Origin of the sequence: Roseovarius sp. SK2 (genome assembly GCF_028807495.1) — a bacterium.
GTDB lineage: Bacteria > Pseudomonadota > Alphaproteobacteria > Rhodobacterales > Rhodobacteraceae > Roseovarius > Roseovarius confluentis.
In genome coordinates this window covers 64,627-84,643 of the sequence record NZ_JARAMK010000014.1, presented here as the reverse complement: position 1 = coordinate 84,643, position 20,017 = coordinate 64,627, and the positions used below count along the sequence as shown (strand labels likewise).

Here is a 20,017-nt window from a genome sequence, read left to right as displayed (position 1 = left end):
CGTAACTTCGTGATAATTTCTTCGGGCTTCGGTCGCTTGATTGCCATGTGGTTCCTCCGTTTTCCTAAACATAGCGGAGGACCACTTCATTGGGGGAGGATCAGGGAAACGACAAAGTAATAGGCAACCGGCACGATGACACCCTGCTCGGGGGCCACGGCGACGACTACCTGAATGCCGGCGGGGACGATGACAGGTTGGACGGCGGACCCGGCGACGACTGGATCCGCGGCGGTCCCGGGGCCGATGTGTTCGTCTTTGCGGACGGGCACGGTCGTGACACGATCGATGATTTCAACCGCCGGCACGATACGTTCGAAATCGACGCGAGCCTTGCAGGCGACCTCAGCCCAGCGCAGATCATCAAGGGCGCAAGGGTGACTGCCGATGGGGTTCTGATCGATTTCGGGGGCGGCGACACGATCCTGCTGGATGGGCTTGGGTCGACACACGGGCTGATCGACGACATCATAATCGTGTAAAAGGGCTTGATCAGGCCACCACCTTTCGCTTGCGAAAAGCACATAACAGTCTCTGTTTTGCGGTGCGCGCCTCTGCCCTGCACCAGGCCCTAATCGCGGGGATAAAGCGCCAGCCGCTTGAGATAGGCACCATAGCCTGTTTTCCCAAAAAGCGCGGCCCGGGCCTCGAGCTGTTCAGCATCTATCCAGCCCTGCTGAAACGCGATCTCCTCGGGGCATCCAACCTGCTGGCCCTGCCGGTCTGACAGCGTCCGCACGAAATTGCCCGCGTCCAGCAAGGACCCATGCGTGCCGGTATCAAGCCAGGCATATCCCCGCCCCATCTGCTGCACGCTCAGCTGCCCATCGGCAAGATAGGACTCGAGCAGCGAGACGATCTCAAGCTCGCCACGCGATGACGGGGTCACATGCCGGGCGCGCTCGGACGCCGTGCTGTCGAGGAAATAAAGCCCGGTCACGGCATAGGGCGACGGGGCCACCTCCGGCTTTTCCACGATGCTGCGCACCGTGCCATCGGGGGCGAAATCCACCACCCCATATCGTTCGGGATCGGCCACGCGGTACCCAAAGACGGTCCCCCCCGTCACGGTTCTGTCGGCCTCGTGCAGGCGTTCCGGCAGGCCGTGGCCAAAGAAAATATTGTCGCCCAGAACCATGGCGCTTGGGGCACCATCCAAAAACGACTCCGCCAGCAGATACGCCTGCGCCAGCCCATCGGGGCTGGACTGGGTCACATAGGTCAGCGACAGACCCCATTGCGCCCCATCCCCAAGCGTGCGGCGGAACTGATCCTGATCCTGCGGTGTCGTGATGACACAGATCTCACGGATCCCCGTCAGCATCAGCGCAGACAAGGGATAATAGATCATCGGCTTGTCATAGACCGGCAAAAGCTGTTTCGAAACGCCCATCGTGATGGGATAGAGGCGCGTCCCCGATCCACCCGCCAGAATGATGCCTTTGCGGCCTGTTGCTGATTGCGCGGTCATACCCTGTCCAATTCCTTTAACACGTTGACCAGTCCTGTGGTCCAGTCCGGCGGCTCAATTCCAAAATCCATCGTCAGCTTCGCACAGTCGAGCCGGGAATTCCGCGGCCGCTCTGCCGGCGTGGGATAGGCGCTGGTCGGAATATCCTCGACCGTAACGGTCTTGCCGGCATTCGCAAAAATCGCGCGGGCAAAGTCCGCCCAGCTGACCGGAGGCTGGCCGCCGTAGTGATAAAGACCACCCCCCTGCCCTTTTGTCATCGCACGTCCCATGCGCAACAGCGTTGCCGCGATATCCGCCGCCGGGGTCGGGCAGCCCACCTGGTCGGCGACAATGCTCAGGCGGTCGCGGCTCTCGGACAGACGCAACATCGTTTTCACGAAATTGCCCCCATGGGCCGAAAATATCCACGAGGTGCGCAGGATCGCCCAGTGCCCTCCGGCCTCCGCAATCTGGTGCTCTCCGACAAGCTTGGTGCGCCCGTAGGCGTTTTTCGGTGCAACAGGGTCTGTCTCACGCCAAGCTTGGGTGCCAGAGCCCTCAAATACGTAATCGGTCGAGATATGCAGGAACGGAATCTCCAGTGCGCAACAAGCCTGCGCCATGGCACCCGGTGCTTTGGCATTGATCCGCATCGCATCACTTTCCTGCGCCTCGGCCGCATCGACAGCAGTCCAGGCGGCGGCGTTGATCACAACCGCCGGTGCGTGTGCCTCGATCGCGGCGCTGCAGGCCTCCGGATCTGACAGGTCTGCCGTATCGCGTCCCAGGGCCGTGACCGACGCCTGGCGCTGCAGCTCTGTCGCCACTTGGCCGGTTCTTCCGAAAACCAGGATCACGCCGTGCCCAACCGGCGGCCGACACCTTCACGGTCGAGCAACGCGCGCCACCACGCCTCATTGTCCAGATACCAGCGCACGGTCCGCTCCAGTCCCTCTTCAAGCGTTACGGACGGCCGCCAACCCAGCTCGTCCCGGATGCGCGCAGGGTCGATCGCATAGCGCAGGTCGTGGCCGGGTCGATCGGCTACAAACTCGATCAGGCTTGCATAGGGCCTTGTTCCCGGCCGCAACCTGTCAAGAATGGCACAGATCATCTGCACAAGATCGATATTGCGCGCCTCGTTCTCGCCGCCGATGTTGTAGCTGCGCCCCACCTTGCCCTTTTCCAGTACCAGCAAAAGCGCGTCGGCATGATCCTCGACATAAAGCCAGTCGCGCACATTCTCGCCCTTGCCGTAGACTGCGATCGGCTTGTTCGCGAGCGCATTCAGGATCACCACCGGCACCAGCTTTTCAGGGAAATGGAAAGGCCCGTAATTGTTGGAGCAGTTGGTCAGCAGGATGGGCAGGCCATAAGTTTCCTGCCACGCGCGCACCATGTGGTCGCTTGAGGCTTTCGAGGCGGAATAGGGACTGCGCGGATCGTAAGGCGTTTCTTCGGTAAACATTCCTTCCTCTCCCAGAGAGCCGAACACCTCATCCGTGGAGATATGATGAAACCGAAAGTCCTGGGGCCGCCCTTGTCCGTGCCAATAGCTGCGCGCGGCCTCCAGCAGGTGGAAGGTGCCCAGCACGTTGGTTTCGATAAACGTCGCCGGGCCGTCGATGGAGCGGTCCACATGGGACTCGGCGGCAAGATGCATTACTGCATCCGGCCTGTGTTGGGAAAAAATCCGGTCCAGGGCGGCTCTGTCACGGATGTCGGCCTGCTCGAACGCGTAGTCAGGGTGATCGGCAACCGAGGCGACGTTCTCGAGACAGGCCGCATAGGTCAGCGCATCCAGGTTGACCACCGAATGCCCGTCGGCCATCGCCCGGCGCACCACCGCCGAGCCTATGAATCCCGCCCCTCCGGTCACCAGCAGCTTCATGTTCCTGCCCCGTCCCAGACAAACGGGCTGTCGAAATCCCGCAGGGCCGGCGCCCGCGCGTCCTTGTCCGAGATCACCGGCGCGCGGCCATCAAGCGGCCAGTCGATGGCAAGGTCCGGATCGTCCCATTTCAGCGCGCCTTCTGCCTCGGGAGCGTAAAGGTCAGAGCATTTATAGATAATCTCGGTCTCTTGCTGCAGGGTCACGAAACCATGAGCAAAGCCCGCCGGGATCAGAAGTTGTACACTGTTTTCGAACGACAATGTTTCGCCCAGCCAGTGCCCGTAGGTGGGGCTGCCGCGACGCAGATCGACAGCGACATCGAAGAGTGCTCCGCGCCCGCAGCGCACCAGCTTGGCCTGGGCATGGGGCGGCGCTTGGAAATGCAGGCCCCGCAGGGTGCCCGCCTGCTCCGAGAGTGATTGGTTGTCCTGCACAAAAACCGTGTCGATCCCTGCCGCTGCCATCGTGTCGATATTGTAGGTCTCGGCAAAAAAGCCACGATGGTCGCCGAACCGGCGTGGCGTCAGGCGCAGCACACCAGGCAGCGTGGTCTTTTCGATCAGCATGGCGACCTCCGACCACTGGTAAAACTTTCGCATGCGAAAGGGCTCACAATATTCGTCTCTTCACTCTGATTCAGAATTCTTTGTCGGGCTTTCGTAACCTTTGATTTCCGGTGCCAAAAAGGACCGCTCGATCTGACTGGTCCTGTTCGGTCGTTGGCCCATTGTCCGTTGAAACTTCCTGAGTTCCTGACTTGGCCTACACACCGCCTTTCCGGACTTCTGTTGTTGGCTCCAAAGCCGCTTGGCGTCAAGCTTGCAAATGATGAACGCCGTTTGATTTCATTATGCTCCGGCCCCGCAAGCATTGACCTGAAGTGGCCCAAGCGGTTTGGCAAGTTTTACAGTGCTTCAGGGTATGACGCTAGTGAAAGCAGGGAAACCGCTTCCTCGTTAACCTGAAGGCGAAACGTGTAAAAAATGCGGATCAAATAATCGTTTTCTGTCTATCTATCTGGCAGAAAAATGCTTTTTGATCTTGGCAATGCTCCCGTCCGAGGCGTCAAACCTTCACACGCTCCGATTTCGGGTCATACATCGGCTTCAGCGACGCTTCGGCCTTTACCCGCGTCCCCGCCACGTCGATCTCGTAATCCGACGCCAGCACCTCCTGCACGCTCTCACCCGGACAAGGCACATATCCCATCCCGATCGCCCCGCCCAGGTGGTGACCATACGCCCCCGAACACAGATACCCCACGATCTCGCCATCCCGCAGCACCGGCTCGTTGTGATAGACCAACGGCTCGGGATCGGTCAGCCGGAATTGCACCAACCGTTTCGACACTCCCGCCTCCTTCTTGCGCAGGACCGCGTCGCGGCCGATGAACTCCGCCTTCTCCGTCTTAACGGCAAAGCCCAGCCCCGCCTCCAGCACGTGATCCTCGCATGTGATGTCATGCCCGAAATGCCGGAACCCTTTTTCGATCCGGCACGAGTCCATCACGTGCATCCCGCACAGCTTCAGCCCATGTTCCTGCCCGGCCTCGTAAAGCGTCTCGAACACGTGTCCCGCCATATCCGCGCCGACGTAAATCTCCCAGCCCAGCTCGCCCACGTAACTCACCCGGTGCACCCGCGCGAGCCCCATGCCCAGCTCGACCTCCTGCGCCGTGCCGAACGGGTTCGCCTCGTTGGAAAAGTCGTTCGGGCTGACCGCCTGCATCAGCCTGCGCGCATCCGGCCCCATCACCGCCAGCACGCCCTCGCCCGCCGTCACGTCGGTGATCACCACGTTGAAATCGCCCTTGTGCCGCATCATCCACGTCTGGTCCGCCAGCCGCGTCGCGGCGGGCGTCACCACCAGGTACGCGGTCTCGGTCAGTCGGGTCACCGTCACATCCGCCTCGATCCCGCCCCGGTCGTTCAGGAACTGAGTATAGACGATCTTTCCATTCGGCACCGAATAGTCGCCGCCGCCGATATGGTTCAGGAACACTTCCGCATCCGGCCCCTCGACCCGGATCTTGCCAAAACTCGACATGTCATACATGCCGACCCCGGTGCGGATCGCGTGATGCTCGGCCGCGGCGTTCTCGAACCAGTTCTGCCGCCCCCAGCCGTACCGATACTCCTGCTCCTGTCCTTCCTTGGCGAACCAGTTCGCCCGTTCCCAGCCGGCCATCTCTCCCATCACCGCGCCGCGCTCCAGCAGGTGGTGGTGAAACGGCGACCGCCGCACGCCCCGCGCCGTGCGCTTTTGCAGGTAGGGAAAGTGATCGGCGTAAAGCAGCCCCAGAGTCTCCTTCGACCGCTCGAACAGGTAATGCCGGTTCCCCTGAAACGGCTGCATCCGGGCAATATCCACGTCGCCCAGGTCAAACGGCTTTTCGCCGCTGTCCATCCACTGGCTCAGAGCGTGCCCCGCGCCGCCCGCCGACTGAATCCCGATCGAGTTGAACCCGGCGGCCACCCACACATTGTCCATTTCCGGGCAAAGCCCCAGGTGATAGGCATCATCCGGCGTGAAACTCTCCGGCCCGTTGAAAAACGTGTGCACCCCCGCCTCCGCCAGCATCGGCATCCGGTTGCAGGCCGCTTCGAGGATCGGCTCGAAATGGTCGAAATCCTCGGGCAACTGGTCGAACTCGAAACTCTCCGGAATGCCCTGCATCCCCCACGGCTTCGCGTTCGGCTCGAACGCCCCCAGCAGGATCTTGCCCGCGTCTTCCTTGTAATAGGCGCATTCGTCCGGCACCCGCAGCACCGGCAATTGCCCCAGCCCGTCGATGCCTTCGGTCACGATGTAGAAATGCTCGCACGCATGCAGCGACACGTTCACACCCGCCATACGCCCCACCTCGTGGCCCCACATGCCCGCGCAGTTCACGATCATGTCGCAGGAGATATGCCCCGTCTCGCCACCATCGTCAGCGGCCCAGTCCACGCCCGTCACCCGGCGGCCTTGACGCGAGATCCCGGTGACCTTCACCCGTTCCTTCACCAGCGCCCCGTTCTGCCGCGCGCCCTTGGCCAGCGCCAGCGCGATATTTGCCGGGTCCGCCTGCCCGTCCTTGTCCAGGTAAACCGCACCGGTCACGTCGTCCGCGTTCAGATGCGGATAGCGCGTCTTCACCTCCGCCGCGCCGATCTCTTCCACGTCCACGCCAAAGGCCCGCGCCATCGCGGCCTGCCGGTAAATCTCCTCCCGCCGCGCGTCGGTCAGCGCCACGGTGATCGACCCGCAGCGCCGGAACCCGGTGGCGACTCCGGTCTCGGCCTCCAGGTTGCCGTAAAGCTCCTGGCTGTATTTCGCCAGCTTCGTCATGTTCGCACTTGCCCGCAGTTGCGCGATCAGCCCCGCGGCGTGCCACGTCGTGCCGCTGGTCAGTTGCTTGCGCTCCAGCAGCACCACGTCACGCCAGCCCAGCTTGGCCAAGTGATAGGCCACCGAACAGCCCACCACGCCGCCTCCCACAATCACCACGCGGGCATGCTTCGGAAGGTTACTCATCGCTTGTCTCCTTGAACGCGGCATAAAGGGTCTGCCACTGGTTGGTCATCGGCCCCACCGTGCGCCACTCGACGTGCAAGTCATCGCGCTCGAAATGCCGGTCGACCCAGTCCTCGACGGTCTGCGGCCGCGACATCGAGAAATCGCTCGCGCCGATCTCGAACAGCGGCAGGTCCGCGTCGATCTCGCAGGACCGCCCAAACTCGTCCGTCGCCTGCACCTGAAGCCTGTAGCGATCCGGCGGCACAAAGCTCAACGCCAGCTTCAGCACGTCGGTCGAGCCATAAGACCCCTCCTGGATCGCCGCCGGCGCCTCCAGCACATCGGGCATCTTCCGCCAGTCGAAATCGACCGTCACACCGTCCAGCGCCGCACGGCCCCGGCTGGCGAACTGGCATTCATCGATCTTCAGCCATTCTGTGGTCAGCGCCGGGGCCAGCAAATAGGCCATTTCCGCGTCGTCGCTCTCGTCCGGTATCTCCCGGCTCTGCGCGGCGATCATGACATCCAGTTGCACGCCCTCGGCTTCCTGCCCGTCCTCGAAATTCTTCCACAGCACGACCTTCCCGTGGCTCACCTCGAAATCCAGACGCCCGAATTCCCTGCTTTCAAAGCGGAATCGCCCGCTTGCCGGGACCATGCCGGGGGGAAGCGTGCCGTCACTCATCTCGTCACCTCGCTCATACGATCTCGTGTCCTGCCGCCTGTAAACAGCGGGCAATCTCCGCGATATGCGCCGGCCCGATCTCGCAACAGCCGCCAACGATCGTGGCCCCCTGCCCGACCCAGCCCATGACGTATTCCGCGTATTCCAGCGGCCCAAGGTCCTTGCGCTGCTCAAGCGCGCCCACCGTTGGCGCGTCGCCCAGGAACCCGTCGCTGATCTCCGTGAACCCGTTGGCGTATCCGCCAAAGGGCAGGCCGAACTCCTTGATCACTTCAATCCCCGCGTCCGTCGCTTCGGGCCGCGAGCAATTGACCAGCACCGCCGCTGGCGCGTGCTTTTCCACCGTCCCGGCCAAGTCCGCCACCGGCTCACCCGAGCGCAGGCGCGTGCCGTCGTGGTCATCCACGCTCACCTCCAGCCACACAGGCAGGCCCTGCCCCGACGCCGCCCGCAGCGCGCCTTCGGCCTGGTCCACGGACGACATCGTCTCCAGCAGGAAAAGGTCCACGTGATCCTTCATCAGCGCCACCGGCTCGGCATAGATCGTCGCGGCCTCGGCGGCGGGCGGGCAGGTCTCGGGCTTGTAGGACTGCACCAGCGGTCCGATTGCCCCGGCCACCCGCCCCTTGCCGCCGCTCGCCGCCCGGGCCCGGCGCGCGGCCCGCACCGCCGTATCGGTAAGTTGCCCGATCTTGTCCTCCAACCCGATCCGCACCAGCCGGTCGCGCAGCACCGCGTAAGTGTTGGTCGTGGCCACCGTCGCGCCGGCGGCGAAATACTCCAGGTGCACCTCGCCCACCAGCTTGGGATGGTCGATCATCACCTGCGTCGACCACAGCGGCGTCGCCCGGTCGCCCGAGCGTTTCACCAGCTCCTGCCCGATCGAGCCGTCCAACAGGGTGACCTGTGCCATGTTCTTCCTCCCGCGCCCTTGTTCAGGTGTCGATGCCGTCCGGGATCAGCACCAGCTTCCCGGCATGCCGCTTCGACATGAACTCTTCCTGCGCCCTGCCAATCTCCCTCATGGGAAACGTCTTCGCGATCAGCGGTTTCACCGACCCTTCCCGCACCATTTCGACCAGCCGGGCAAAGACCGCGCGAGACTGGAAGGTGCAGCCGTGGATCGTGATGTCCCGCAAATAGATGCGCCGCAGATCCGCCTCCACCACCGGCCCGGCAATGGCCCCCGCCACCGCGTAATGACCACCCGGCCGCAGCGCGTCGATCAGCGCGCCCCAGCCCGGCCCGGCCACCAAATCGATCACCGCGTGAAACCTATCGGCGGGGGGCACGTCCTCCCGCCCGATCACCGCCACCGCACCCGCGTCGCGCACGCACTCGGCCTTGGGTGCCGAAGACACCCCCGTGACCTTCGCCCCCGAGGCCGTGGCCAGTTGCACCGCCGCCAACCCTACGCCACCGGATGCTCCGGTGATCAGCACGCTCTGCCCGGTCGCCACACCGGCCCGGTCCAATAGCCCCGCCGCCGTGCCGAAGGCGCAGGGAATCGCCGCCAGTTCCACGTCGCTCAGGGGCGCGTCGCTCACGTCGAACAGGTCCCTCTCCGGCACGACGCAATACTGCGCGAACGCCCCATCAAATTCCGACCCCAACGCTTCGAACCCCACCGGGTTGTCGTCGGTCGGGCGCGGCTGGTTGATCGGGCAGATCACCCGCATCCCCATCGCCACCGCGCTCACGCCCTTGCCTAGCGCGACGACTTCGCCGCACAGATCCCCGCCCTGGATCAGCGGAAAGTCCAGCGCCCCGGACCAGCCGCCATCCTCGACCCCGTCCTGCAGCTCGCCCGTGGCCCCGGTCACATCGGCCGAGTACCAGCCCTCACGCGTGTTGATGTCGGTGTTGTTCACCCCCGCCGCCAGCACCCGCACCAGCACCTCGCCCGATCCGGGCCGGGGCACGGGAATACCCTCGCGCCATTCCAGCTTGTCGGGCCCGCCGTGGCCGGTCAGGTAGACGCCGGACATGGTCTCGGGCGGGGTCATCGCGCCGCCCCCTTGTCCAGGTCCTTCAGCCCCAAGAGCACCGCAGCGCCCACCATCAGCGCACCGCTGACCCGGTTGATCCATACCCCGGTCAGCGATGTCACACGCCCCAAGGTCCGCGTCGCGGCCCAGCCCCACAAGAGCAGCACCAGACCGTCAACAACCAAGTACGTGACGCCCAACAGTAGCAATTGCGGCAGGATTGGCGCGCCCGCATCGATGAACTGCGGAAACAGCGCCCCGAAGAACACCACCGCATAAGGATTGGCCGACGACGTAACAAAGCCCTGCCGGAACAGCCGCCCCGTCGCCGCCGCGCCCGGCGCCTCGGCCCCGCATTTGCTCAGCATCAACCGCAACCCGATCCAGACGAGGTAGGCCACGCCCACCCATTTCACCACCCACAGCGCATCGGCATTGGCCGCGATCACCGCCGTCAGGCCAAACGCCGCCAATGTCATCTGCACCGCGTTCGCGCTCAGGTCACCCGCGACGGTGGCCAGCGACCTCCGCAGCCCGTGCCGCAGACTGTTCGAGATGATCAGCAACTGGCTCGTGTCCGGCGGTGTGGCGAAAAACGCCGCCAGGACGCCAAGATAAATCAGGTAGGTCTCGATAATCATCCTTCGTCCTTTCGCGTCCCGTCCCGGGCCTGACCCTGGCGGCCCCGGGCTTGACCCGGGGGGACCTCTAATTACGCCGTCAGCCGCGCATTTTCCGGATCCCAAAGCGGCTGATCCGGCTGCACCACGGCCTTGCGCCGCTCGCCATAGATCTCCACTTCCAGTTCCGTGCCCGCCGCTGCCACGTCAGTCCGCAACATCGCCAAAGCAACACTCGCGTTCACGCGATAGCCCCAGGCGCCGCTCGTCGTCTCACCCACGATCTCGTCGCCGTTCCAGATTGTCGACATGTAGGGCGCATCCGCCTCCCCCGCGTCGATGATCAGCGGGGCAAAGGCTTTCTTCCGGCCCTGCTGTTTCTCTGCCAACAGCGCCGCCTTGCCCGTAAAATCCTGGTCCTTGTCGAACTTCACGAACCGCTCCAGCCCGGCCTCCAGCATCGAGTAATCCGTGCTCAGATCACCCTTCCACGCCCGATACCCTTTCTCGATTCGCAAGGAATTCAGCGCATACATCCCAAAGGGCTTCGCGCCCGCGTCCAGAATGGCGCCATAGATCGCCGGCATCTCGGCATTGTCTGCATGCACCTCCCACCCCAGCTCGCCGGTAAAGCTCACCCGGATCAGGAACGCAGGCCGCCCCGCCACCGTGCAATGCTGATGGCTCAGCCACCCGGCTTCCAGATCGGCATCGCTGATTCCGGCCAGCACCTCACGGCTCTTCGGCCCCGCTACCAGCAACGCCGACCGCTCGGTCGTCGTCTCGGTCACACTCACACCCTCCGGCACGCTGTTCCGGATCAGCTCGCCGTCATGCCACTGCGCCGTGGCTGCGGTGATCAGCACGAAATCATTTTCCGCCAGCCGGATGCAGGAAAATTCCGTCACGATCCGGCCTTTCGCGTTGGTCACGTAAACCAGGTTCATCCGCCCCACCTTGGGCAGCCCCCCGGTCACGAAGCCCCGCAGCCAGTCATCGGCCCCCGTGCCCTCGACCCGGAACCGCGAAAAGCCCGGCAGGTCCAGCAAACCACAGGCATCGCGCACCGCCTCGCATTCCTCGCGGATACGCTGCTCCCACGGGCCCTTGCGGTTCCACGTATGTGTGCTTTCCTCCGACGCGTCGTCGCCGGGCTGCGCGAACCAGTTCGCCCTCTCCCAGCCATTATAGGCCCCCATCACGCCGCCCAGTTCCAGAACCTTCCCATGGTTCGGCGACAGCTTCTTGTCGCGCCCTGCCGGCCATTCGTGCCACGGGAAATGCATGGCGTATTCGTTGCCGTAGACCTCCATGCCCTTGGCAACGCAGTAGTCGTGATCGGTGTAATCGGTGTACCGCCTCGGATCGACCGCCCACATGTCCCACTCGGGCGCACCATCCACGATCCACTCGGCCAGCACCTTGCCCGCGCCGCCGCCCTGCGCGATCCCGAAGGTAAAGACACAGGCCTCGAACGCGTTTTTAACCCCCGGCATCGGCCCCAGCAGGGGCAGCCCGTCGGGCGCATAGGGGATCGGCCCGTTGATGATCCGGCTGATCCCCGCCGTGGCCGCCACCGGCACACGCTCCATCGAATCCGCCACGATATCCTCGATCCGCGCCAGGTCATCCGACCAAAGCTGGAAGCTGAAATCCTCCGGCATCGGGTCCGACGGCTCCACCCAATGCGCCCGGCAATTCGGCTCGTAGGGGCCGATGTTGAACCCGTGCTTCTCCTGCCGGAAGTAATAGGACACGTCCACGTCCCGCAGAAGCGGCAGCTTGCGGCCCGTCTTCTTGCTGTACGCCTCGATCTCGGGGATCTCGTCGGTCAGCACGTATTGATGGCTCATCACCATCATCGGCACCGTCCGCCCGCCGTAAGGCTTGAACCACTCGCCCACCGTCTGGGCATAATACCCGGCTGCGTTCACCACGAAATCGCAGGCGATGTCGCCCTTTTCCGTGTGCACGATCCAGCCGTCACCGTCCTGCGTCACGCGGGTGGCCGGGCAGAACCGCACGATCGTCGCCCCCATGTCCCGCGCCCCCTTGGCCAGCGCCTGCGTCACCTGCGCCGGGTCGATATCGCCGTCGTTGGGATCGTAGAGCGCCCCCACGATGTCATGCGTCTCGATGAACGGATAGCGTTCCTTGATCTCGTCAGGGCTCAGGATCTCCAGGTCCATCCCCTGGTGCTTGCCCATCCCCTTTGCCCGCTCGAACTCCTGCATCCGCTCCTTTGAATGCGCCAGCCGGATCGAGCCCGTCTGGTGATAGTTCATCGGGTAATCCACCTCGTCCCCCAACCGGGCATAAAGCTCGGTCGAATAACGCTGCATGTTCATTATGCCCCAGCTGGTCGAGAAGGTCGGCACGTTCCCCGCCGCGTGCCAAGTGCTCCCGGCGGTCAACTCATTCTTTTCCAGCAGAACGCAATCGCTCCACCCTTTCTTGGCCAGGTGATACAGCGCCGAGCATCCAACGACCCCGCCGCCAATGACGACCACTTTCGCGTTTTTCGGCAGATCAGCCATCTCCGTTTCTCCCTGTTCGGATGCCACCACGCGGCCCGTTCACTTCTGCGGAACCCCGTCCGCGATCTCGTTATAATCGCCCTTGTCGGCGGTGAAGATATGCTTCTCCAGCCGCAGCCCCGTCGGCCCATCGATCGCCCCCAGGGCAAAGCTCATCGTGTCCTCGTCATGCGCCTTCCAGAACAGGAACGCTCCGCAGGTCCCGCAGAACCCGCGCTTGGCTGAAGGCGTCGCCTCGTACCACGTCACCGCGCCCGTGATCTTCAGATCCGCCTCCGGCACATAGGCCGAGGACCACACGTGGCCTGATTGCTTGCGGCACTGGCCACAGTGACAGGCCGACACCCCCTGCGGCGCGCCCGTCACCCTGAAAGTGACGTTGCCGCACAGACAGCTTCCCTCAAGCATTCTCATCTCCTCTCGATCTTCCAAAGCGCATCCGCCCGAAGGCCCTCAGCCTTGATCATCTCACGCCCTCCCCGGCGTCGAGGCCGCCCCCAGCAGCACGCCGTAAACCACGAAACACGCCGCAAGCCCGCGCCGCAGCCACACGTTGAACACCGCGCCCAGCGCCGCCCGACCCAACCCCGCGCCCAGCGCCGTGTAGCCCATGTAGCTCAGCGCGGTCAGGCTCAGCGCCGTGGGAAAGATCACCCACATCTGGCTCCAGATCGGCACGTCCGGCTGCACGAACTGGCTGAACGCCGCCAGGTATCCCGCCACGCTCTTGGGTTTGATCGTCGCGATGGCAAAGGCCCGCCAGTAGATGCTGCGCCCGTCTGGCGCGGCCACCACGACGCGACCCCGCGCCATGATCCAGCCGCGGATCCCGAGGTAAATCAAAAACCCCGCGCCAATGAATTTCGCCACCTGAAATGCCTCGGGCGAGGTTGCGATCAGCGCCGTCACGCCCGCCGCCGACAAGGTCAGGAACAGCGCCGCCTGCGTCAGAATCGCCGCCACCCCCCACAGGCTGCGGCGGAACCCGACCGTCATGCCGTTGGTGATGCAGTTCACGGCATTGGGCCCGGGCGTGGTCACGAACACCACCCAGAACAACGCGAAGATGGTCCATCCCTCCAGGCTCACCCCCGCCTCCTCAATATACCGGCGGCGCGATCACCCAGATCGCGACGCATGGTTCGTCATAAGGATTGGACCACGCATAGGTCTCGTGCCGGATCCGGAAACTGTCGCCCGGCCCCACGCTGAAAGACCGCCCGCCGATGCTCAGGTCCAGCCGACCGGACACGACATATCCCACCTCCTGCGTCGGCCGCGTGGCCGGGCGCTGCATCTTCGATCCGGGCCGGAACGTGGAATGGATCACTTCGAAATCGTCACTCAGGTCGGGCGACAATAGCTCCTCGATCAGCCCTTCCTCGCTCGATCCCATCTGCCGCCGAGATACCTTGCGCACGACGATGCCCTGCTCTTCCGCCGGGGCACTGGCATGGGCAAAGAGAAACGACATCGGCACGCCGAACCTTTCGGCCATCTGGCGCAGATCCGAAATCGACGGCTCGGACAAGTCTCGCTCTACTTGGCTCAGCCAGCCCACCGACCGGCCCAGCGCCTGCGCCATGTCACTCAGCGTCAGTCCCCGCGCCTTCCGCAAAGCCCGCAAATCGGCCCCAAGGCTGCGCATCGCGGATACCTGGCTCTGTTCCAAAGCGCACTCTTTCGTGAAATTCTTCGTTCAATTTTCACGCTGCGCGTGTCGCGTGAAAAAATCAATGAAAATTTCACGCCACCCGTCGGTCGACGTTCAAAGTCGCCCGAACACCGATGCGAGGATGCGGCCCAATCCGTCGGCATCCGCCGCGTCGAACGCCGCCGGCTGATCGCTGTCGATATCCAGCACCGCCAGCAGCCGCCCCTGCCCGTCCCGCACCGGCAGGACGATCTCCGACCGGGTGGAACTGGCACAGGCAATATGCCCGTCGAAACTGTCGACATCATCGACCAACTGCACCTCGCCCGTCCGCGCCGCCGCCCCGCAGACGCCCCGCGAAAATGGGATCTGCAAACACCCATGCCCGCCCTGGTAGGGGCCGATCTTCAACAGGTCGGGCGCAGTCACCCGGTAGAACCCGGTCCAGTCGAACCGGTCGTCGGCATGGTGCAACTCGCACACCACCGTCGCCATCAGCGCCACTTCGTCACTCTCACCTTCGGTCAACGCCCCGATGGTCTTGGACAACGCGTCGTAATCCGCACGCATAACTCGCCTCCCGCGCCAAGAGTTTTCAGAAATACTCTTGGCAAATCTTTTCCGAAAAAGATTTGCGCCTCAGCCCCGCTCGATCGCGATGGCCGTGCCCTCGCCCCCGCCGATGCAAATCGCCGCAACACCGCGCTTCAGATCTCTTTTTTCCAGCGCATTCAACAACGTCACCATGATCCGCGCCCCGCTTGCCCCGATGGGGTGACCCAGCGCACAGGCCCCGCCATGCACATTCACCTTCTCACGTGGCAGGCCCATTTCGTGCATGAAGGCCATCGGCACCACGGCAAACGCCTCGTTCACTTCCCACAGGTCCACCTCGTCCTTCGTCCAGCCGATCCGCTCCAGCAGCTTCTGCGCCGCCGGCACCGGGGCCGTGGTAAACCATCCCGGCGCCTGCGCGTGGCTGGCATGGCCCAGGATCCGCGCCCGGACCTTCAGCCCCTGCGCCTCCGCCGCCTCGCGCGAGGCCAGCACCAGCGCCGCCGCCCCGTCGCTGATCGAGCTCGAATTGGCCGCCGTCACCGTCCCGCCGTCGCGGAACGCAGGCTTCAGCTGGGGAATCTTTTCGGGCCGCGCCTTGCCGGGCTGCTCGTCCACCTCGATCACCACCGTGCCCTTGCGCGTCTCCAGCGTCACCGGCGCGATCTCGCCCGCGAACGCACCGCTCTTCTGGGCCTCCAGCGCCCCTTCCAGCGACCCGATGGCATACGCATCCTGCGCCTCGCGGGTGAACTGGTATTTCTCGGCGCAATCCTCGGCAAACGTGCCCATCAGCCGCCCCTTGTCATAGGCGTCTTCCAGCCCGTCGAGGAACATGTGGTCGATCACCTGCCCATGCCCGATCCGCGCCCCGCCGCGCATCTTGGGCAGCAGGTAGGGCGCGTTCGACATGCTCTCCATGCCGCCCGTCACCATCGTGTCGGTTTGGCCCAGCGCGATCTGGTCGAACCCGATCATCGCCGCCTTCATGCCCGAGCCGCACATCTTGTTCAGCGTGGTCGCCGGCACGTCCTCGCCCAGCCCCGCCTTGAACCCCGCCTGCCGCGCCGGGGCCTGCCCCTGCCCGGCGGGAAGAACACAGCCCATCAACAGCTCGCCCACGGTCGCGGCACCTGCATCCTTCAGCGCCGCGGAAATTGCAGCGCCGCCCAGGACACTGGCCTCGACCCCGTCGAAATCCCCCTGGAATCCGCCCATGGGCGTTCGGGCCGCACCCGCGATCACAACCTCTTTCATGCCGACTGTCCTTTCATCCTTGGGTACCGCTCCGAAAAAGCTCTCGGGGCCAAACGGTTTGGTAAGGAATTGCGCCTAGTCTGCGCGCATCTTTCCCGTGTCCGGAGGCTTCATGCAACTCACCTGCGCCACTCACAACAACATCAAGGTTATCACGGTCGAAGACAACCGCATCGACGCGGCCTCGGCGATCCGGTTCAAGGATGAAATGCGCACCCTGACGGATGATGGCGCGGATCACGTGCTGCTTGACCTCTCCGGCGTCGCCTTCGTCGATTCCAGCGGCCTTGGCGCCATCATCGCCTCGATGAAACAAATGGGCGATGGGCGACGGCTGGACCTTGCCGGGCTGACCCCGGACGTTGCCAAGGTGTTTCGCCTGACGCGGATGGATTCGATCTTCGTGATCCACAAGGACATGGCAGCGGCGCTCCAGCGCGCGGCGGGCTGACGCGGCAAAGTGGCCGCCACCGCCCCTTCGCAATCCGCCCCGCTCGCCGCGCTCTCGTCCACCGCGACGGAACTTGACGTGCGCGACATGGTCGAGGCGCTTGGCGCGGCCCTCACCGATGCCGGGATTGATGGGGACCTGCGCGGCTCGATCACCCTCGCAGTCAGCGAGGCGCTCAACAACGTTACCGAACACGGCTATGCCGGCCGCGCCCCCGGCGAGGTGCACATGGTCGTCGATCTGCTGGCCGACCGCGTGCTGGTCACGCTGTCCGATTCGGGCCACGGCATGCCCGGCGGCGCGCTACCGCCGGGCCTCCTGCCAGACAGTTCAGGCGCCCGCGCGGACCTTCCGGAAGGGGGGTTCGGGTGGTTTCTCATTCACAAGCTGTGCCTTGACCTTTCCCACACCCGCCACGCGGGTCGCAATACGCTGCGTATGACCTTTCCTCGCTACTTGGCGCCGGAAAAATCCTGACGTCACCGAATTGCCCCAATCCCATCGCAGAGCCGCCCCAATGGATCGGCACAAACGATCCCGTAGCTGCATATGGCTTCCCTCGGCGCCGCGTTTTACAGCCCCCACCCAGTGCGCGGCGTCGAGGTTCTCTTCCTCCTGATTGGCATTTCCTGACACACCCCGTAAGGTGCCGAAAAACCACCAATCACCGGAGCTATCATGCGCGATTTCCAACGCCCCGGCCGCTCGGCCGTTCTGGCCACCAACGGCATGTGCGCCACGTCGCACCCCCTGGCCGCACAGGCCGCGATCGACATCCTGAAACGCGGCGGAAACGCCATGGACGCGGCCATCGCCGGTGCCGTCCTGCTGGGGATCTGCGAGCCGCAGATGACCGGGATCGGCGGCGACTGCTTCGTTCTGTTCACGAAACCCGGCAGCGATGACATCCATGCGCTCAACGGCTCCGGCCGCGCCCCCGCCGCCGCCAGCGCCGCCGACCTGCGCGCCCGCGGCCTGGAAACGGTGCCCCTGCACGGCCCCGAGGCGGTCACGATTCCCGGCGCCGTCGACGCCTTCTGCCATTTGTCCGACACCCACGGCAAGCTGGGTCTCGATGCGCTGCTCGCCCCCGCCATCCACTATGCCGACAACGGCGTGCCAGTCGCCCCGCGCGTCGCCAGCGACTGGCCCAGTGCCGGCGAATGCCTGCAGGGTCACGGGCTCACACATTTTTCGAACGGCGGCAAACCCCTGAAACAAGGCGAGATCTTCCGCTGCCCCGGCCAGGCCGAGGTGCTGCGCCGCGTCGCCCGCGACGGGCGCGACGCGTTCTACAAGGGCGAAGTGGCCGACGACATGGTGGCGGCCCTCAATGCAATGGGCGGCGTTCACACAGCGGACGATTTCGCTGCCACCGCCTGCACGCCGACGGACCCGATCAGCGGCAGCTATGCCGGCATCGACCTGGTCGAGCATCCGCCCAACGGCCAGGGCGCCACGGCGATCCTTCTGCTCAACATCCTCGCGCAGTTCGACATCGCGGCGATGGATCCTTTCGGCGCCCACCGCGCCCATATCGAGGCCGAGGCGACCAAGCTGGCCTACGACGCCCGCAACCGCATCATGGCCGACAGCGATCACATCGCGCGGCTCGATCACATGCTGTCAATGGACACCGCCAAGGCGCTCGCCGCGCTGATCGACCCGAAAAAGGCCATGCCATCCGCGACAACGCTCAGTGAGGCCGTGCACCGCGACACGATCTACATCACCGTGGTCGACAGCGACCGCATGGCCGTGTCGCTGATCTATTCCATCTTCCACGGCTTCGGCTCCGGCATCGCGTCGGAAAAGTTCGGCATCCTGCTGCAAAACCGCGGTGCCGGCTTCACGCTCGAAGAGGGCCACGCGAACGAGATGAACGGCGGCAAACGCCCCATGCACACGATCATCCCCGGCATGCTGCGCGACAATGGCCGCGTCACCATGCCGTTCGGCGTCATGGGCGGCGCGTACCAGGCCAACGGCCACGCGCGTTTCGTGTCGAACCTGCGCGATTTCGGCTTCTCCCCGCAGGAGGCGATCGACGGCCCCCGCTGCTTCCCCGACGCGGGCGAGCTGCGGGTAGAGACGGGGTATTCCCCCGACGTGCATCGGGCGCTGGCCGACCTGGGCCACAACGTCGTCGAACCCGACGAGGCCATCGGCGGCGCGCAGGCGATCGAGATCAAGGAAAGCGGCGTGCTCGAAGGCGGCTCCGACCCGCGCAAGGACGGCTGCGCGCTGGGATATTGATGCCCCGACGGGCCCGGGGCGCGGCACCGCGCCCCTCGGGCTCAGTTCAGTTGGAAGTGAAGCGGGTACTGCCCATCCTCGAACGGGCCGAACAGGTCCGGAATATCCGGATGCCCCACCGGCTCACCCGAATAATCCGCGATCAGGTTCTGTTCGCTGACATAGGCCACGTAATAGGTCTGATCGTTCTCCGCCAGAAGGTGATAAAACGGCTGATCCTTCACCGGGCGGCTCTCCTCGGGAATCGAGTCGTACCACTCCTCGGTATTGGCGAACTCCGGGTCCACATCGAAAATCACACCGCGAAACGGATGTTTGCGGTGTTTCACGATTTGACCAAGGTGATATTTTGCACGCGTCTTCAACATTCATCTAGCCCCTACCGTCACACTCTACTGCGTTCAACCGAGTTTTGTCCAATCTGAGCGGCCTTTTTCTCGGGAAACAGTCTGTGAACGCTGGCCCGACAGTTCGTGCCGCGCCTTCACGCCAAAGCGTGAAATCCGCCATTCCCAAGGCTCGGTTTTTTCGTTAAACTTAAAAGAAAAACAAACATAGCGAGAGGCAGATGAGCAGACGTCTTCGCACGATCATTGGAATGGTGGCCTTGGCCACTCTGAACGCCTGTGGTGGCGGCCCCAGCGGCCCGCCGCCCGACAATCTGGAAAATGCCTGTGCCATCGTGGCGCAGAAACCGCACTACCTGCGGGCCTTTAAGGCGACCGAACGTCGCTGGGGCGTGCCCGTGCCGGTGCAGATGGCCACGATCTACCAGGAAAGCAAGTTCGACGGCGAGGCGCGCACGCCCTTCCGCTGGACGCTCGGGGTGATTCCCATGGGCCGCCAAAGTTCCGCCTACGGCTACAGCCAAGCGCTGGACGGCACGTGGGAGGAGTATCTGAACGACGGCAACCGCGCCGCGCGGCGTAACGATATCCGCGACGCGACCGACTTCATGGGCTGGTACATGGCGCAGTCGAACCAGCGCCTGGGCATTCCCATGCACGACGCGCGCAACCACTACCTTGCCTACCACGAAGGGCGCACCGGCTTTAGCCGCGGCAGCTATAACGCCAAACCCTGGCTGTTGCGCGTGTCTGGCGAAGTGGGCCAGCGCGCCATCGTCTACGATCAACAATTGCGGGCCTGCGGGCGGCGCTAAGCCGCCC

The 20,017-nt window shown here is 64.2% G+C and carries 21 protein-coding genes; 5 read left to right on the top strand and 16 right to left on the bottom strand.

Features of this window, described 5'->3' with window-relative positions; translation table 11 throughout:
- Positions 1-89 precede the first annotated feature (89 nt).
- Entirely contained in the window at positions 90-482 is a 393-nt protein-coding gene (locus PVV74_RS20995) for a hypothetical protein (protein WP_274594539.1), read from the top strand.
- An 89-nt stretch (positions 483-571) separates the two neighbouring features.
- On the opposite strand, the gene rfbA is transcribed toward PVV74_RS20995, so the two are convergent.
- The 15 genes from rfbA to PVV74_RS20920 form a co-directional block, all read right to left on the bottom strand.
- On the bottom strand, positions 572-1,471 hold the full coding sequence (gene rfbA / locus PVV74_RS20990; RefSeq protein ID WP_274594538.1) for a glucose-1-phosphate thymidylyltransferase RfbA: 900 nt from the start codon (positions 1,469-1,471) through the stop codon (positions 572-574).
- Entirely contained in the window at positions 1,468-2,310 is an 843-nt protein-coding gene (gene rfbD / locus PVV74_RS20985) for a dTDP-4-dehydrorhamnose reductase (RefSeq protein ID WP_274594537.1), read from the bottom strand. Before rfbD ends, rfbA begins: the two co-directional genes overlap by 4 nt.
- Entirely contained in the window at positions 2,307-3,344 is a 1,038-nt protein-coding gene (rfbB, locus tag PVV74_RS20980; protein ID WP_103763028.1) for a dTDP-glucose 4,6-dehydratase, read from the bottom strand. Before rfbB ends, rfbD begins: the two co-directional genes overlap by 4 nt.
- On the bottom strand, positions 3,341-3,913 hold the full coding sequence (gene rfbC, locus PVV74_RS20975; RefSeq protein ID WP_274594544.1) for a dTDP-4-dehydrorhamnose 3,5-epimerase: 573 nt from the start codon (positions 3,911-3,913) through the stop codon (positions 3,341-3,343). The genes rfbB and rfbC overlap by 4 nt, the downstream gene beginning before the upstream one ends.
- A 499-nt stretch (positions 3,914-4,412) precedes the next feature.
- Positions 4,413-6,863, bottom strand: a complete 2,451-nt coding sequence (locus tag PVV74_RS20970) for a GcvT family protein (RefSeq protein ID WP_274594536.1) — start codon at positions 6,861-6,863, stop codon at positions 4,413-4,415.
- The gene (locus tag PVV74_RS20965; protein WP_103763026.1) at positions 6,856-7,530 is read right to left on the bottom strand and encodes a hypothetical protein; all 675 of its coding nucleotides are present in this window, start codon (positions 7,528-7,530) and stop codon (positions 6,856-6,858) included. The genes PVV74_RS20970 and PVV74_RS20965 overlap by 8 nt, the downstream gene beginning before the upstream one ends.
- Positions 7,531-7,543: 13 nt before the next feature.
- Positions 7,544-8,443 carry a homocysteine S-methyltransferase family protein gene (locus PVV74_RS20960; RefSeq protein ID WP_274594535.1) on the bottom strand — a complete coding sequence of 300 codons (900 nt, stop codon included), beginning with the start codon at positions 8,441-8,443 and terminating at the stop codon, positions 7,544-7,546.
- Between the two features lie 22 nt (positions 8,444-8,465).
- Positions 8,466-9,536, bottom strand: a complete 1,071-nt coding sequence (locus PVV74_RS20955; protein ID WP_274594534.1) for an alcohol dehydrogenase family protein — start codon at positions 9,534-9,536, stop codon at positions 8,466-8,468.
- Positions 9,533-10,159 carry a LysE family translocator gene (locus tag PVV74_RS20950; protein ID WP_274594533.1) on the bottom strand — a complete coding sequence of 209 codons (627 nt, stop codon included), beginning with the start codon at positions 10,157-10,159 and terminating at the stop codon, positions 9,533-9,535. Before PVV74_RS20950 ends, PVV74_RS20955 begins: the two co-directional genes overlap by 4 nt.
- Positions 10,160-10,230: 71 nt before the next feature.
- Entirely contained in the window at positions 10,231-12,675 is a 2,445-nt protein-coding gene (locus PVV74_RS20945; RefSeq protein WP_274594532.1) for a GcvT family protein, read from the bottom strand.
- A 39-nt stretch (positions 12,676-12,714) separates the two neighbouring features.
- Complete coding sequence (locus PVV74_RS20940; RefSeq protein WP_274594531.1) at positions 12,715-13,083, bottom strand: GFA family protein; 369 nt, start codon at positions 13,081-13,083, stop codon at positions 12,715-12,717.
- 60 nt (positions 13,084-13,143) lie between these two features.
- Complete coding sequence (locus PVV74_RS20935; protein ID WP_274594530.1) at positions 13,144-13,764, bottom strand: LysE family translocator; 621 nt, start codon at positions 13,762-13,764, stop codon at positions 13,144-13,146.
- Positions 13,765-13,774: 10 nt separating this feature from the next.
- On the bottom strand, positions 13,775-14,323 hold the full coding sequence (locus PVV74_RS20930; RefSeq protein ID WP_274594543.1) for a helix-turn-helix domain-containing protein: 549 nt from the start codon (positions 14,321-14,323) through the stop codon (positions 13,775-13,777).
- 120 nt (positions 14,324-14,443) lie between these two features.
- Positions 14,444-14,899 (bottom strand): GAF domain-containing protein, encoded by a 456-nt coding sequence (locus PVV74_RS20925; protein ID WP_274594529.1) that lies wholly within the window; start codon positions 14,897-14,899, stop codon positions 14,444-14,446.
- Positions 14,900-14,968: 69 nt separating this feature from the next.
- Complete coding sequence (locus PVV74_RS20920; RefSeq protein ID WP_103762969.1) at positions 14,969-16,141, bottom strand: thiolase family protein; 1,173 nt, start codon at positions 16,139-16,141, stop codon at positions 14,969-14,971.
- Positions 16,142-16,253: 112 nt separating this feature from the next.
- Between PVV74_RS20920 and PVV74_RS20915 the strand changes: the two genes are divergently transcribed.
- The 3 genes from PVV74_RS20915 to PVV74_RS20905 all read left to right on the top strand — a co-directional run bounded on the left by PVV74_RS20915 (position 16,254) and on the right by PVV74_RS20905 (position 18,848).
- Positions 16,254-16,592 carry an STAS domain-containing protein gene (locus PVV74_RS20915; protein ID WP_103762968.1) on the top strand — a complete coding sequence of 113 codons (339 nt, stop codon included), beginning with the start codon at positions 16,254-16,256 and terminating at the stop codon, positions 16,590-16,592.
- 9 nt (positions 16,593-16,601) lie between these two features.
- On the top strand, positions 16,602-17,069 hold the full coding sequence (locus PVV74_RS20910; protein ID WP_103762967.1) for an ATP-binding protein: 468 nt from the start codon (positions 16,602-16,604) through the stop codon (positions 17,067-17,069).
- Between the two features lie 201 nt (positions 17,070-17,270).
- Positions 17,271-18,848 (top strand): gamma-glutamyltransferase family protein, encoded by a 1,578-nt coding sequence (locus PVV74_RS20905; RefSeq protein ID WP_274594528.1) that lies wholly within the window; start codon positions 17,271-17,273, stop codon positions 18,846-18,848.
- A 41-nt stretch (positions 18,849-18,889) separates the two neighbouring features.
- On the opposite strand, the gene hspQ is transcribed toward PVV74_RS20905, so the two are convergent.
- A complete protein-coding gene (hspQ, locus tag PVV74_RS20900; RefSeq protein ID WP_103762965.1) occupies positions 18,890-19,216 on the bottom strand; it encodes a heat shock protein HspQ in 327 nt (108 codons plus the stop codon).
- 200 nt (positions 19,217-19,416) lie between these two features.
- Here hspQ and PVV74_RS20895 point away from each other — a divergent pair, with 200 nt between their 5' ends.
- Positions 19,417-20,010: a transglycosylase SLT domain-containing protein gene (locus PVV74_RS20895; RefSeq protein WP_103762964.1), complete on the top strand. Its 594-nt coding sequence runs from the start codon at positions 19,417-19,419 to the stop codon at positions 20,008-20,010.
- Positions 20,011-20,017 lie beyond the last annotated feature (7 nt).